At 44.0% G+C, this 15,239-nt stretch carries 16 protein-coding genes; 8 read left to right on the top strand and 8 right to left on the bottom strand.

All coding sequences use genetic code 11. The annotated features are described in order from the left end of the window. Positions 1 to 27 precede the first annotated feature (27 nt). Genes NI462_RS09205 through NI462_RS09195 form a run of 3 tightly spaced genes read left to right on the top strand, consistent with a single transcriptional unit; the run spans position 28 to position 3,198 of the window. A complete protein-coding gene (locus tag NI462_RS09205) occupies positions 28 to 450 on the top strand; it encodes a hypothetical protein (RefSeq protein ID WP_253160253.1) in 423 nt (140 codons plus the stop codon). Between the two features lie 41 nt (positions 451 to 491). Beyond that, positions 492 to 2,264 (top strand): copper resistance system multicopper oxidase, encoded by a 1,773-nt coding sequence (locus NI462_RS09200; RefSeq protein ID WP_253160251.1) that lies wholly within the window; start codon positions 492 to 494, stop codon positions 2,262 to 2,264. Beyond that, positions 2,251 to 3,198 (top strand): copper resistance protein B, encoded by a 948-nt coding sequence (locus NI462_RS09195; RefSeq protein WP_253160249.1) that lies wholly within the window; start codon positions 2,251 to 2,253, stop codon positions 3,196 to 3,198. The genes NI462_RS09200 and NI462_RS09195 overlap by 14 nt, the downstream gene beginning before the upstream one ends. 201 nt (positions 3,199 to 3,399) lie before the next feature. On the opposite strand, the gene NI462_RS09190 is transcribed toward NI462_RS09195, so the two are convergent. After that, positions 3,400 to 3,732, bottom strand: a complete 333-nt coding sequence (locus NI462_RS09190; RefSeq protein ID WP_253160246.1) for a hypothetical protein — start codon at positions 3,730 to 3,732, stop codon at positions 3,400 to 3,402. Positions 3,733 to 4,281: 549 nt separating this feature from the next. On the opposite strand from NI462_RS09190, the gene NI462_RS09185 reads away from it, so the two are divergent. Next, positions 4,282 to 4,491, top strand: coding sequence for a cold-shock protein (locus NI462_RS09185; protein ID WP_004281299.1), 210 nt, complete (start codon positions 4,282 to 4,284; stop codon positions 4,489 to 4,491). Positions 4,492 to 4,952: 461 nt separating this feature from the next. Here NI462_RS09185 and pyrE read toward each other — a convergent pair whose 3' ends face one another. Next, positions 4,953 to 5,603: an orotate phosphoribosyltransferase gene (pyrE, locus tag NI462_RS09180; RefSeq protein ID WP_004729142.1), complete on the bottom strand. Its 651-nt coding sequence runs from the start codon at positions 5,601 to 5,603 to the stop codon at positions 4,953 to 4,955. Between the two features lie 40 nt (positions 5,604 to 5,643). Here pyrE and NI462_RS09175 point away from each other — a divergent pair, with 40 nt between their 5' ends. Next, complete coding sequence (locus tag NI462_RS09175; RefSeq protein WP_005105345.1) at positions 5,644 to 6,462, top strand: exodeoxyribonuclease III; 819 nt, start codon at positions 5,644 to 5,646, stop codon at positions 6,460 to 6,462. 473 nt (positions 6,463 to 6,935) lie between these two features. Continuing rightward, positions 6,936 to 7,286, top strand: coding sequence for a Spx/MgsR family RNA polymerase-binding regulatory protein (locus NI462_RS09170; protein ID WP_005105344.1), 351 nt, complete (start codon positions 6,936 to 6,938; stop codon positions 7,284 to 7,286). Between the two features lie 72 nt (positions 7,287 to 7,358). On the opposite strand, the gene NI462_RS09165 is transcribed toward NI462_RS09170, so the two are convergent. Continuing rightward, positions 7,359 to 7,796 (bottom strand): DUF2147 domain-containing protein, encoded by a 438-nt coding sequence (locus NI462_RS09165; protein ID WP_005105342.1) that lies wholly within the window; start codon positions 7,794 to 7,796, stop codon positions 7,359 to 7,361. 156 nt (positions 7,797 to 7,952) lie between these two features. Here NI462_RS09165 and NI462_RS09160 point away from each other — a divergent pair, with 156 nt between their 5' ends. Beyond that, a complete protein-coding gene (locus NI462_RS09160; RefSeq protein WP_004729134.1) occupies positions 7,953 to 8,864 on the top strand; it encodes an alpha/beta hydrolase in 912 nt (303 codons plus the stop codon). Positions 8,865 to 8,926: 62 nt separating this feature from the next. Here NI462_RS09160 and NI462_RS09155 read toward each other — a convergent pair whose 3' ends face one another. Continuing rightward, on the bottom strand, positions 8,927 to 9,496 hold the full coding sequence (locus tag NI462_RS09155) for an FMN-dependent NADH-azoreductase (RefSeq protein WP_004281290.1): 570 nt from the start codon (positions 9,494 to 9,496) through the stop codon (positions 8,927 to 8,929). 340 nt (positions 9,497 to 9,836) lie between these two features. On the opposite strand from NI462_RS09155, the gene NI462_RS09150 reads away from it, so the two are divergent. After that, positions 9,837 to 11,033: a GGDEF domain-containing protein gene (locus NI462_RS09150; RefSeq protein WP_253160242.1), complete on the top strand. Its 1,197-nt coding sequence runs from the start codon at positions 9,837 to 9,839 to the stop codon at positions 11,031 to 11,033. Between the two features lie 25 nt (positions 11,034 to 11,058). On the opposite strand, the gene dsbD is transcribed toward NI462_RS09150, so the two are convergent. From dsbD to NI462_RS09130, 4 genes are all read right to left on the bottom strand, one after another. Continuing rightward, entirely contained in the window at positions 11,059 to 12,900 is a 1,842-nt protein-coding gene (dsbD, locus tag NI462_RS09145; RefSeq protein ID WP_253160316.1) for a protein-disulfide reductase DsbD, read from the bottom strand. 19 nt (positions 12,901 to 12,919) lie between these two features. Next, complete coding sequence (locus NI462_RS09140; RefSeq protein ID WP_253160239.1) at positions 12,920 to 13,675, bottom strand: transporter; 756 nt, start codon at positions 13,673 to 13,675, stop codon at positions 12,920 to 12,922. Between the two features lie 21 nt (positions 13,676 to 13,696). After that, entirely contained in the window at positions 13,697 to 14,239 is a 543-nt protein-coding gene (locus NI462_RS09135) for an ankyrin repeat domain-containing protein (protein WP_004647221.1), read from the bottom strand. Between the two features lie 127 nt (positions 14,240 to 14,366). Then, entirely contained in the window at positions 14,367 to 14,732 is a 366-nt protein-coding gene (locus tag NI462_RS09130; RefSeq protein WP_219308006.1) for an HPF/RaiA family ribosome-associated protein, read from the bottom strand. Positions 14,733 to 15,239 lie beyond the last annotated feature (507 nt).

Genomic DNA, 15,239 nt, shown 5'->3' with positions numbered 1-15,239 from the left:
TGCAGCGCATTTTTTCAGGGTGTACTTTTGCTCATACGGCTCGTCAAACAGGTCTGGTTGGTGATGCTTGTGGTTTTTGCCATAGGCTGGAGCAGTGTGTCTGTCGCATCTGCAAACACCATGCATCTGGTCATGTCGACTGAAAAAATGAGCAGTCATTGTCTGGAAATGAAAAAACCGACCGCCTCTCATTCTCTGCATAAGACTGATCATCATCAAGATCAGAATCTGATACAACCGGATTGTGTCAGTGACAACATCCAGCAGTCATCAGACTGTCTGGATTGTGGCACTATGGCCTGCCAGAACCTGGTCACCAGCCTGCCCATTGCAACGCCCGAGTTAAGCATGCCTGATCACGGTTATTCAGAAAAAACCCTCCTCCCTGCTTATCATGCCAAGCACCTTGCCGGTTACTGGCAAGAAATCTTACGCCCACCCAAAGCTTGATCCTGAATTTTTAATTTTTTTTATTCATTAAGGATTAAGTTATGTTGCTTAAAATCAGTCAAAGCCTGTGTCTGGGCTTCGGCCTCATCTCGTCGTCTGCCCTGTTTGCAGCCGTAAAAGAATACCATCTGGTCATTGATGAAAGCCCGATCAATTTCACCGGAAAGACAGTCAAGCGAATCACTGTAAACGGAAAATTCCCTGCACCCTTGCTGGAATTTGAAGAAGGTGATGACGCGGTCATTCATGTACAAAACAATCTGAACAATCAGGATACCTCGCTGCACTGGCATGGCTTGCTCCTGCCCGGGCTGATGGATGGCGTCCCCGGATTTAACGGTTTTCAGGGGATCAAACCGAAACAGTCTTTTACTTATCGCTTCAAGGTTCGTCAAAACGGCACCTACTGGTATCACGCACATTCCAAAGGTCAGGAACAGGACGGCCTCTATGGCGCATTGGTGATTCGCCCCAAAGCCCAGACATTGCTACCTGCACATGAACAAACCGAGCGGGATTATGTGGTGATGCTGTCGGATTTTCACGAACAGGGCAGCCAGCAGATTCAGAACAATTTAAAAAAATCGGCCGAATATTATCAGAACCAGCGCGAAACTGTGGGCGATGTGCTCCAGCAGGTGAAACGTGACGGCCTCAAGGCCACCTGGTCAGATCGCAAGATGTGGAACCAGATGCGTATGCTAAAAACCGACCTGTCTGATGTTACCGGCTATACCTTTCTGGTCAATGGAAAAACGCCGCAACAAAACTGGAGTGGCCAGTTCCAGCCCAATGAAAAAGTCCGCCTGCGATTCATCAATGCTTCCGCCATGTCATTTTTCGATGTGCGTATTCCCCAGCTGAAAATGACCGTGGTCAGTGCTGATGGACAAGCTGTACAGCCGGTCGCTGTGGATGAGTTCCGTATTGGAACCGCTGAAACCTATGATGTGATTGTGGAACCAACTGCAGCCCATTACCAGATTGAAGCGGAATCGATCGACCGCTCAGGCTTTGCCATTGGCAGTCTGTATCAGGCAGCGGATTCAAGCAAAACCCCGGCTCCGGTTCAATTACCAACACCGCGCCCTCGTGCCTTATTGACCATGGAAGATATGGGACATGCTGAGCAGCATGATATGTCGCATGACACACACAGCAGTCAGACTACACGATCTGCAACAGGCACGCCTAAACATGATGATCATGCCCAGCACGACATGCATGCAAGTCATCGTGCCATGTCCGGAACCAATCAGCCTCATCAGCCGGTTGAGGGCTGGGCCAATATGTCTACGCCTGCAGGGCACAAAGCCTTACAATATCAAGACCTCAAAGCCCTAATACCGCAACCGGATACCCGCGCAGCAGAACGTGAACTGGTGATTCGTCTGGGTGGAACCATGGAGCGCTACATCTGGACCATTAATGGTAAAAAATTCAGTGATGCCGAGCCACTTCAGGTGAAATATGGCGAGCGGATCCGGCTGAAATTTATCAATGACAGCATGATGGCCCATCCGATGCATTTGCATGGCATGTTTATGCAGCTGGAAAATGGTCAGTCTGCTGCAAATATGCCAAATAAACACACCGTGATTGTGCCGCCTGGGAAAACGGTGACCACCCTGCTCACAGCAGACGAACTGGGAGAATGGGCGATTCACTGCCATCTGCTCTATCACATGAGTGCCGGCATGATGAACAAGCTGATTGTGGCACAGGTTGACGAAGATCAAGCATCTCACCCTTCTTCACAAAAAATGCCGTCAAAGCCAGCAGCTGCTCAAGGAGAAAGCCATGCACATCACTAATCTTTTGGTAAAGTCAGTGCTTAGCAGTGCGCTTACCCTAAGCAGTCTGAGTATTTTTGCAGCAGCTTCTAGCGAGCATACGGGTCATAATGAACATCAGCATCATAGCGGACATCATGCCATGCAAAACGTGACTAATGACCACGCACAGCATACTGAAACTGCAGATGAAGCATCCCATCAACCGCCACCAAAGTTATTGCATCAACAGCATGCACTGAGCACACCACAAAATTCAGTCAGCTCTGCCAGCGAACATGATCACCGTAAAGAACATGGCGCACAGATTTATAGCCAGATCATTCTGGACCAGAAATGGCAGCATAGTTCAGAGGGAAATGGGGCATTCAAGTCTAAGAACCAGGCCAGAGTCGGCACCGATGAAAATAAAATCTTCCTCAAGCTAGAAGCCGACAAACATGAATCCCGTCAGGCCGAATATGAGGCCAAAGTGTTGTATAGCCGAAATATTTCCGATTTCTGGGATGTGCAGACCGGTGTGCGCTACCGTCAGGAAAATTTAGCCGGGTCTGCAACACGACAGCAGAACGAGCGTTTCGATGCCGTATTTGGGCTACATGGTTTGGCCCCCTACTTTTTCGAAACGGATGCTCATCTCTATGTCGGTGAAGATGACTTTGTCGGATTAAAACTGGAAATGGAACGTGACCTGTTATTGACGCAAAAACTGATTATGCAGCCCTTTGTCGAACTGGATCTCACCCTGAATGATCAGGCAGCTAATGCGAAAAAAACTGGTCTCAGTCATGCGACCTTGGGTCTGGAAACACGCTATGAACTGAGCAAAAAGTTCATGCCTTATCTGGAAGTGGGTTATGAATATAGCAAAGGCAATCAACAGACAGACTGGCAGCAAAGTTCTGATTCAGAAAAAGGCTGGATCTATGGTGCAGGCCTTAGAATGATGTTCTAAGTTTTCTTAAATTTAATTTTTACAGGTTAATCATATCGCTACGGAAGATGAAATTATATTCATACTCCGTAGCGCTATGCTGCTGTGTTTTAGGCTGAAGATAATTTTTTTTGATTTTAGATTTTATAAGCATTCTCATTATACTTTTTGGGTTTTCCGGTACGTTCCTGCTTATGCCGATATCTGTTATTTTGCTAAAAACTAGTCTTCATCGTTTTGATTTCTATTATTACTTTTTGCTACCAGCGTGCCTAGCATAATGATAAAAGCACTCACGCCACCTATTAACAGGCTCATCAGTCCCATTTCCAGCATAAAATTGCTATCGCCAGTCTCAGGGGCACCCCACAGAAATTGCAGACGATCACCAAAAACAAAATTGATCGCACATACAATCAGAAATCCAATCAAGGTGGCAATCAGTAAAGTCACCACTAAGTTCTTCCACATTTTACATCCGACGAACAGGATGATCATGGCTAGTCCAACCATGGTAATGATGGATATAAGCAACACACCGTTCCAGTAATCCATGAGACTTACTCTTGTTTTGGTTTTAAATTAAAATTAAGAAATTCTTATAGTTAATTTTTCCAATTGAGTTTTAATATAGGTGGATTTTCATACACAGACAATGACAAGAACTATCTTAAAACTACAAATATCAATTTACCCAAAGTTATAAAATACACTGACTTAGTAAAATCTTGCTGAGTACTGAACGATTTTGATTAACATAAAGTAACGCAAACACAACGTGTATTTATTGTTTTGCTTTGCTAAAGCTTAAATCCGACCGATAAAGTCCAAGTCAATCAGCTTGAAAAGCTTAAGATAAAGAGTAATTAAGCCACTTTTATAAGAAAAATAAATAATAAATATAAAAAACTTGAATATTTTCTGATTTAGGTTATGCTGTGTTTAACTAGAAAAAAGCGTTGTTTAGTTAAGCTTCTTTAAGTGCCGCAGTATTATTTATAATCCTCAGTTTTTTCAGATCTTTATTTCAATTCTTGTTGTTTTTCCAAGTTATCCATAGTCATTTCGATGACTAAAATTATTAAAATTTAACAGGTTTATATTATGTCTACTACAGTTACCGGTACAGTAAAATGGTTTAACGAAACTAAAGGTTTTGGTTTTATTCAACAAGAATCAGGTCCTGACGTTTTTGCACACTTTAAAGAAATCAGCAGTTCTGGTTTTAAAACTTTGTTTGAAGGTCAACGTGTTTCTTTTAGCGTAGTTGATGGTCAAAAAGGTCCAAATGCGATCAATATCGTTGCGCTATAATTTAGCCCAGCAATAAGAAAAAGCACCTTCAGGTGCTTTTTTTAGCACTGAAGATTCATAATTTTGGTGAAAGGTTTTCTGATTGTCTGTTTAGCTCATCAAAAGTGAATTTTTAAGAATCATGTTTCTGAATCACTGCTGCTCAGTTAGACTTTATAAAAGATAAAAATGAAAAACCCCTAGCATCCTGCCAGGGGCTTTCCGTATGGGTTCGCTTGGTATAACTCCTGTCGTACCTTACTTTCCTTGTATTTATCTATTGTTATTCTTGTGTGGAACCTCCTGTTCCTGTTAAAGCTATCATAGGAAATTTCCACTATTCAAAACAGCCGCAAAGTGCTGGAATTGATGTAAGCCAATGCTTACAAGAATAGACAGAGATAATAAATTTCAAATGTTTAGCAAATTGAACATCTACAAAAAAAGGAAGCTCAAGCTTCCTTTTCTATGCCAATCTAGGCTTAGATTCCGTATTTAACACGGTAATCTTCCATTTTCGCCAAAGCTGCTAGGTCGCCTTTCGCTTCCAGATAGTCCATTAAATCTTTCATGGTAATTAAGGCATGTACAGGAATCTCAAGCTCTTGCTGCACTTCCTGAATCGCAGACAGTTCGCCCTGACCTTTTTCCTGACGGTCTAATGCAACTAGCACACCCGCAATCTGCGCACCGGCATTTTTCAGGATGGTGACGACTTCACGAATCGCTGTGCCTGCGGTAATCACATCATCAATGATCCAGACTTTTTTACCTTCTACAGAAGCACCGACCAATACGCCACCCTCGCCATGGTCTTTGGCTTCTTTGCGATTAAAACCCCACGGCACACTTACCCCATGATTTTGCGACAGAGCCACAGCAGTTGCTGCCACAAAAGGAATGCCTTTATAGGCAGGTCCAAAAATCACTTCAACATGGTCACATTTAATCAGTTTTGCAGCATAGCCAGAAGCCAGCAGTGTCAAGGCTTCACCATCATTCAACAGACCCGCATTAAAAAAATAGGGACTCACACGTCCCGATTTTAAAGTAAACTCACCAAATTTAAGCACACCGCGTGATAATGCGAGTTCGATAAAAGCTTGTGGGTTAAACTGAGCTGGCGTTGACATGAGGTGCTCCTAAATCCATTAATTAAGGTAAGACTTGCGCATGATACCAAAGAGTAGCTATCCAGGTGATCAAAAAATTCTTCGCGTCGTTTCAATTAATGTCAACGGCTTACGCTCATCTGTCACCAAAGGTCTATTAGAATGGATGGAACAGTCGGATGCCGACGTGATTTGCATGCAGGAAAGCCGGATCACGCATGCGCAGTGGACCGATAAATTCAAGCCTGAAGGCTGGTACACGCACCTGTTTCCTGCCGAGCGTCCGGGTTATGCCGGTACTGCCATTTATAGCCGTCTGCCTTTTGTGTCTCTGACCGATGGCTTGGGTTTTGAACTGGCCGATTCACAAGGCCGTTTTATTGCCGCTGAATTTAACTTGGGTCTAGAACAAACTGTACAGATCTGTTCCCTGTATCTGCCTTCGGGTTCATCAGGCGATGAAGCACAAGCGCGTAAAGATCACTTTCTGGAAGAATACGCAAAAATCCTGAAACAGTGGCGCGATGAAAATAAATCGGTGATTGTCTGCGGTGACTACAATATCGTGCATAAACGTATCGATATTAAAAACTGGTCGGGTAACCAGAAAGCCTCGGGCTGTTTACCGCACGAACGTGCCTGGCTAGATCATATCTACGATGAGCTTGGTTATGTCGATACTTTCCGTGAAGTCCGCAAAGAAGCCGAATTATACTCCTGGTGGTCAAACCGTGGACAGGCGCGTGCCAAGAATGTTGGTTGGCGGATTGATTATCATGCCTGCTCTCCGGACTGGAAAGAGCGTACCGTTAATGCCTGGGTCTATAAAGAACAATGGTTTAGCGACCATGCCCCCGTGATCATCGACTACAAACTATAATCTTCATTATTTAATTGAGTGAACATACGTTCACTCAATTAAGGCTTATCTCTTACATGACATGACGTATTTTTTGGGTTTATCTTAATGTAATAACATAGCATTATAGCGCTACGGCACAAGGACATGTCAGGACGACAACATAAGGACAGGACGCCGTAGGACGAAAATAAAACAGACTATAGATTTAGCTTGTTTTGCATGGATGTGACATTGGACGTTGGATTGAGACCCGCATGATCAGGATGATTAAATGCGGGTTTTCTATTTCTATTATTCCCAAATTTTTATTTTTCTTATTATTTAGATTGTTCTTTTTCTTGCTGCTCATGTTAAAGCTGCTTGATGTCATTTTGATGACATGACTTTTCTGGTATTTAAAATTTTTTCTTTTTTTTCATTTGCTTTTGCATGGTTTGCTGCTGCCAATTTGGTTAAGCTAGTTCATGATTTAAATTTTTTAGATGGCAGCTATGTTAAAAATTTACGGAATTAAAAATTGTAGTTCGATGAAAAAAGCCTTTGATCTGCTGACGGAGCAAGGTCTGAGTTATGAATTTCATGATTATAAAAAACAGGGCATCGATGCTGAAACCGTCAAAACCTGGCTGGATGCCTTGGGTCAGGACGTGGTTCTGAACAAGAAAGGCACTACCTGGCGTAAACTCAGTGAAGAAGAGCAACAGGCCACCCTGTCAAGTGAAAATGCCTTAATTAATGCATTAACCACCCATACCAGTTTAATCAAACGTCCAATCTTGGCAACCTCTACAGGATTTATTGCCGGTTTTGATGAAACAGCTTATCGTAGCTTAGCCCACTAATATCTTGTATTGAATAACACTCATAAAAAAGCCTGACATCGATCAGGCTTTTGTATATCTGCTTAAAATAAATTAGTTGGCACGAATCCAAGTCTGGTTACGACCCAATGCCGCTACACCGATGAAACCACGTAGCTCAAGTTTCTTGCCACCGTCTGCCAGCTGGCCTTTCAACTTATAGGTTTTACCGGATTGCGGATCCAGGATCGAACCGCTGTCATAGCTAGTCCCGCCAGCATTTTTTAGACCTTTAACAATGGTCAGGCCTTTCAGAGATTTGTTGTGATATGGACCTTCACATTTCTTGCAGGCATTTTCTTCACCTGGAGTTAACACAGACTGAATACTGGCTGACAAAGTGCCGTTCTTTTGTTCAGTGAATTTAACCATGGCCTTAGGCTGCTTGGTTTTATCATCAATGGTTTTCCATACCGTGCCATTTAAAGGATCCGCGGCATTCGCCAATGCAGATAAGCCTAGTAGTCCTAACGTAAGCGCTATTTTTTTCATTTTTCTTCATTTCCTTAGTCTGAAAATAGACCCATGTAGTATTAAAAAGTCACAACAATTTTTCAATTTTTAGGTGTGACTATTTAGTGTAACCTTGTAAATATGGTTGGTAAATAATCTACACGATCAATAAAAGCACAAAAAGATGGAAGGAAGATGAAGATAAGCCCGCTAACGAAACAATTAATTACAGAAAGCTTTTTAAAAACGGCCATTCGTGCCCCGAGCAGATTCAGTCTTCCACCGAGTTCAATGCGCATTGCTCTGGAACAGATGTGCAAACTTTTCCCTCAGGATAAAACGGTACAGATTCGCTCGCTTCGATTGGCCGGACTGCGCGCGGAAGAAATTAAGCCGCAGCAGGAATCGACCCAGCTGATTTTTCATATTCATGGCGGCGCATTTTACTTAGGTTCTTTAAATACCCATCGTGCCTTTATGACTCAAATTGCGGCTCGAACCCAGATGCAGGTGCTGCATGTCGATTATCCGCTATCACCCGAATCTGCCTATCCAGAAGCGTTGGAAGCCTTGTTTGATGTCTATAATCTGCTACTGGATCAAGGTGTTCAGGCCAAAGATATTATTCTGTCCGGCGATTCTTGCGGTGCCAATCTGGCCTTGGCGCTGGCACTCAAAATACAGCAGGAAAGTCTGCCACAGGTCAGCGGTCTGATTCTGCTGTCTCCACTGCTGGATTTAACGTTGACCAGTGAATCTTTACGTTATAACCAGAAGCATGATGCCCTGCTGTCTCTGGAAACGGTTCAAACCGGGATTGAATATTATGTGCCGCGTTCGATTGATCGTGGTGATCCGGAAGTTTCTCCTTTTTTTGCCGATTTAGCCGGCTTGCCACCGATTCATATTCAGGTAGGTTCCAAGGAAATTCTGCTGGATGATGCTAGTCGTTTTAAAGAAAAAGCGGAACAGGCGGGTGTCGAGGTCGAATTTAAACTCTATACCGGCATGTGGCACAACTTCCAGATGTTCAGTGCCTGGTTCGATGAAGCCAAACAGGCGCTGACCGATCTTGCAGAATTTGCCCATCGTCTGGACCGAGATTAAGCATGATTTAGCATATAAAAAAGGTCAGCCGTAGCTGACCCTTTGAAAAGAGGTTTTAGGTTTTAAATGGCCTGAACTTGCTGCAATGCAGTTTGCAATGCTTGGGCTTTAACCGCTTCGCCCATGTTCACTCCTTCAGCACGAATCACTTCGATATCATTCACACCGGTAAAGTTAAACACGGTTTTCAGGAAAGCCTCCTGAAAATCAGCCGGGCTTTGCTCGCCATAGACACCACCACGGCTGCTGGCAATATACACTTTCTTATTGCCCGCCAAACCCACAGGACCTTGTTCGGTATATTTAAAAGTACGTCCCGCGACACAGATCCGGTCAATCCAGGCTTTTAGGGTTGATGGCAAACCGAAGTTATACATCGCTGCACCAATCACCACGACATCAGCCTGTAAATATTGATCTAAAATTTCCTCGCCCAATGCCGTCTGTTCTGCATTCTGGCCCATTAAAATTTCGGCAGTAAGATGGGGAATAGGCTGTGCTGCCAGATCCAGGTACTCAACTTCAATGGCCTCAGCATATTTTTGCTGCAATTGTTCCACCACGGCCTGAGTCAACTGACGCGAAATAGAAGCATCTCCTAAAATACTGGAATCAATCTGTAAAACTTTCATGGCTTCGCTCTTTATCTTTGGTTGTTTCTAACAATGCAGCCATTTTAACGATTGACCATATTGAAATAATTAGCACAAATAAAACACATCATCCTGAATTTAGAACAAAACTGTATGCCTCTTAACCTCTTTAATTTTGATTAGAACCCTTTGGTATAGCCTAGATCACTTATGCTATAGGCAAAGAATGAGCAGATCAGATATCAACTAAATCACAAAAATGTTTTAAATATTGTTGTTTATCAAGCATTCAAACTTATGTTATCTTGTGTAAATAAAGCTATAAATATCCAATAAGTCTTAAAAAATCTGCCATAACAATTAAAGTCAGACCGGGACCATGAAGCGAATATCGCCTGTATTAGAAAAAGTGCTAAGACACAGAATCAAGAAATATCTGGTCGAAGATGAAGTCGTGATGAACTGGCGTATCCTGAAGAAATGCATCCTGATGCTGACCTTGGGATGCGGTGTACATCTGACCTGGCTCGGCTGGGACCTGTTTGTTTTATTCAATCCTGAGTATTGGCAATATGTACATATTGAACGGGTTTATTCACAAGTCGTGCTGAACGGCAGTTTTTTATTGATTTTAGCCTTGCTAATTTATCCCTGTTATAAATTTCAGGGCAACCGTCTGGTGGAACGTTATCTACCCTATCTAGCAGTTGGCACCTTTGTGGTTTCGTTATGTCGGGATGCCTATATCGTCGGCGTGATCAGTCCGGTGGCTACCACCGCTTACGTCTGCTTAATTATGGTCGGTCTGGTACTGTTTCATCGCACGCTAGTCTATAGCATGCTGATTCCTGCCTCCATTTTTCTGGGCGGATGTGCCTATTTAAGTTTCGGTCATCAATTGCCTTATTCACCGCTATTTAATATCGATGACAAGCTTTTCTATAATGGTTTCTGGCTGTTATCGATGCTGTATTTCATTTTGCCAATTCTGGCCGTCTGCATGGTGTTATTCGAGATTCTGCTGAGCCAATGGCGTCATCGCGAGCAGCTGATCAAACAGCTGAGTCAGATTGATCCGCTCACCAACCTGTTTAACCGCCGTAGCATCAACCAATGTCTGGATAAACTGAATGCCGCAGCCACTCCCAATTATGCTTTAGTGCTATTAGATCTGGATCATTTCAAGAAAATTAATGATCACTATGGCCATCATAAGGGCGATGAAACCTTAGTCGAAGTGAGCGCCGTGCTGAACCAGCAATTGCGCGAAAGTGATGTAGTCGGCCGTTTTGGCGGGGAAGAATTTATTCTGGTGCTTAAAAACACCAGTCTGGAAAAAGCCGAGCAAGTGGCTGAGCGCTGCCGCATCGCCATTCAGCAATTGCAGATTTTCAGTGATGAGGGTGAGCTGATTCCGGTGACCGCCAGTTTCGGGATTGCCATTTCTAGCGCGGAATTACGCCCGCAGCAGTTATTGAGTCAGGCCGATCAGGCGCTTTATCAGGCTAAAGCCGGTGGGCGTAATCTGGTCAAAGCCTATGCTGAACCGGTGCCAGCACAGATGCAGGTCTCTTAAACGGGTTCAGCTTTTTAAGACTAGATTATGGATTTTCACTTTGAGCCAGCGCTTGCAGTTGTGCCAGCAATTCTCCCTCGCTAAAGGCACCGGTCAAACGCAAGCCACGAATTTCCTGCTGCTGCGCATTCAAGAATAAATACGTTGGCGGTCCCAGAATTTCCCATTGGTTTAACAGTGCTTGATGAGAGGCATTATATTGGCTTAAATCCAGCTTGATCAGGAAATATGGCGCAAGCGCCTGCTGCACCGCTGCAGATTTTAAAATACGATGTTCGATCGGCTGACAGGCGACACACCAGTCGGCGTAGACATCAATAATGATCTTTTGCCCTTGTGGTGCCTTGTTCAAAATCTGCTGAAATTCTGCTGCACTACGTGCCACATGCCAGTTGACTTCTGTACTCACCTGCTCCACAAAAAACCGCTGACTATGCTGATATTGGCTATAAGCAATATAAGGTACAGCCAGTACCAGACACAGGATATACAGCCATCTTAGACTCGTGCGATGCCAGAAAATCCGGAACAGCACATAGGCTACGAAGGTCATACCCAAAGCTAAGGATAACCATTGTAAAGCGGCTTCTGAAATTAGCGGCCGAATAAAATACAGGGCCAATGCCAGCATGATAAAGGCAAAGAGCACTTTAATCTGATTCATCCAGTGCCCGGCTTTAGGCAGAATCCGTGCACCCAGAATACTGGCCAGTAATAAAGGCGTGCCCATCCCAAAACCCAGAGTAAACAGCAACAGAGCGCCCTGCCACTGATTTTGCGTCTGGGAAATAAACAACAATGCACCTGCCAGTGGTGCGGTCATGCATGGTCCTACCAGAAGCGCCGAAATCATGCCCATAACGCCCGCACTGACCAGACTACCTCCCTGCTGCATGGCCTGTGCCCGATCCAGACGATGAACCAGACGTTGCGGCAGTTTGATTTCAAATAGGCCAAACAGATTCAGGGCAAACAGGACAAATAGCACACTAAAAGCAATTAAAGTCCCAGGTTGCTGCAACCAGCGCTGAAAATTCAGGCCGGCCGAAGATGCAATTAGGCCAAGTACTGCATAGACAGCGGCCATACTGCTGACAAAAGTCAGTGCAATCATCCAGGCTTTCAGGCCTTTACTGTCACGTACAATCAGTGAGGTCAGAATCGGCAGCATCGGCAAGGAACACGGCGTAAACGCCAGTAAAATTCCCAGGCCGAAAAACAGCAAAAGCCCATAGCCCAAAGAGCGTTCAAGCAGTTGGGCTGACCATTTCTGGTCTTGTGCTGCATAGGGTTCGGTTTGTGTGTTGGCTGATGCAGAGATTTCATCTGCTGTAGATTCTGAAGAATCTGCTGTATTAAACAGGGTATTGTGTTGCAGTGATGAAGTATTCAGATCAAGTAAACGCTTTGTTCCTGATCCGGCAGCTTCAAATTGCACCAGACCGGACAAATCGGTCTTGAACTGAATGGTTTGTGGCGGATAACAGATCCGGTCTTTGGCACAACCCTGCCAGCTGACCTGATAGGATCGCCCCGCCTGAGTCGGGATCTGAAACTTTAACTGCTGATAATAAACCTGGGTATGCCCATAGTTGTCATCATATAAATCTTCAGCGGGTGGCAACTCAAACGTCACCGGCTGGTTGCCCTGCCGGACTTCAATTTTATGCTGATACAGATAATAGTTGTCCGGAATCTGCCAGCTCAGTTCAGCCTGCTGCTGACTGGTGGAGATCACGCTCACAGGAAAAGCCTGATCGGCAGACAACAATGCAGTTTCCGCTTGAGCAGGACTGCTGAACAAGGTGCTTCCCAAAATAACCGGGGCAAGTATTTTCCCCCAGGTCGGGAACTGCGAGTATTTCATCATCTGTGAGTTGAATAACTTAGAACAGCACAGAGAAACCTAGGCCTGAGAAGTAGCTTCGATCTGCACCATCCAGATCTACACCGACATTCGCATCCAATTGGACACGGTCGTTTAAGGCATACATAATCCCGGTACCGAGCGCGTATTGATTATCGACACTTTCAGCTTTACGGTAAATCAGTTCAGAATAACCTGACCAGCGATCAGTAATGCGGTAGCCTAGAGAAGGAATCGCAGACACTGCCCAGTTGCTGTCCTGCCATTCATAACGCATGGTCAATGCGGTACTGACCAAGTCATTATATTGATACGACACGACAGAACCCAAGCTGTAAATATCTTCTTCATTGGTGAAACCGGCATTGCCTGTTGCAATGATGGCTTCGGCCAGCAAAGCCATACTGAGTTTGTCATCATCCAGATCAATGGCCTTTTTCAGACCAATACTAACATCGCCCAGACCATCATCTTCTTCGGTCTGGCCATTGGATTTCACTTGTATCCAGGTCGGGCCAGCCCAACCTAAACGCAATTCCAGATCATCACTGAGTCCGGTACGTAACAACATATCTGCACTGAGTGTGGTCGCGGTCTGATCGCCCGACTTGCTATAACGCGCTGTAGGCAAGCCTTGCTCCCAAGCGACATTTCCGACTGGAGTAATTCCAGTACTGAGACCCTCACCTGGTCGATCAAATTCAAAATCTGCTGCGAAAAGCTGTGCACTACAACCGGCCAGTGCAATCAAACCCAAGGTTTTTAATGTTGTCATGTTGGAGCTCTTTATTAAAATTTAACTGAGTTCTTTGGTCATTTTTGCGCCATGCTTGCGAAGCAGTTCTAGCGTCTGTTTTTCTTCATCCAAGGCTTCTGACCAGTTGATTTCATCAAAATCACAATCAAAGAATAGATCACTAATTGAAGATAAAATAGTCATGCCATCTTCATCTTTGCTATTTGGATCGACTTTTTCATCCAGTAAACGCTGTACAGCTGGCGCGCATGCGGCACTTGCGGCATCCCAGAGTGGACCATAAATTTCTTCTGCATCCCACAGATGCAGATTCACTTTGGCCTGGATCAGTTCTTCCAGAATCTGTAAATGTACCGCCAAACGTGCCTGTTTCTCCTCTTCTGAAAGTGGTGTTCCGGCTTCATACAGCTCACACACTTCTTCCCACCATTTAAACAGGCCATCTGACCAGACCGAAATCACCGGGCCTTTGTCATGATCAATAAAATTCGGGTTGAGTCCATCTGCCAGCAGCTGTTTGACCTGGTCCAGATTTAATTCTTCGAGTGCTTGCACAAAAAGCTGTTGTTGCGCAGTTAACATGATGGAGCTCACTTTGATTCGTTTTCGACTATTATGCCGAATAAAGCAGGATTTGTTGTGCTTCTCATAACTATATTTTTGTTTAATACGAAAAAAGCCCCGCAGGGCTTTTTCAAATCAGTTTGGCTTACTCTTCGATATCCGCAGTATCTGTGCCTGCTAGGTCAAGAGCACCTGGACGAACATTGTCTTTTTTCTCGATCACATGTTCCAGACTACGTTTTAGTCGGTCAATTGCACCGTGGATCGCAGTATCGACATTATGGCCACGATGATTGACTACGACAGGTTTCAAGCCTGCAGGACGCGCTTCAATCATACAGCGAATATCGTCATCGCCGCCTTTGGCGCCATTTTCATCACTGAGATGGACTGAAAAATGGGTAATACGTTCGCTGTGGCGCTGGAATTCTTGATTTAATTCTTCCCGTACATAAGTAATTAAACGATCACTATTCTGAATGTGGTTATCGGTACGAAGTTCAATATTCATATATTACCATCCTCAATCTTTGTAACTTTTGAGTGCAAAATTTTTTATCTTGGCACGTTTGTAGCTTGCTGTTTCGCATCGCATTTCACTTCTTCAAATGATTGGAATGACACCCTCCATTTTGAATGATGAACACATTTTTGAGTCTGCAGAATCGTGTCCTTATATCTTGAATATCGGCTGTATCTGGGAAATATGCAAGTGATATTTTGGTTTTTTAGCAAAAGAATAATCCATTGTGACAACTGCTTACTCAGCCCAAAAATGCAGGATTTTTCAAACGGAAATTTCATAACCTTTCACACGATTTAATTTGAAATATTTTTTGGCCAAGCAGATGAATCGCTTAAATAACACTCGACCAAGAAACCTAAAAAAAGAGAAATTAAAAGTATTTTTTATCGAAATTAACTCACTTTTATCTAGGGTGTGTTGACACTTTTAGTTTAAAAAAATAGCGAAGTAGTAAAATCAAATCGCCAAACCCAATTTTACTATTCGCTATGC

The sequence above is a fragment of the Acinetobacter lwoffii genome, assembly GCF_024129715.1.
Lineage (GTDB): Bacteria > Pseudomonadota > Gammaproteobacteria > Pseudomonadales > Moraxellaceae > Acinetobacter > Acinetobacter lwoffii_U.
The sequence above is the reverse complement of the archived record's forward strand: the minus strand, read 5'-3'. Positions and strand labels throughout refer to the sequence as shown.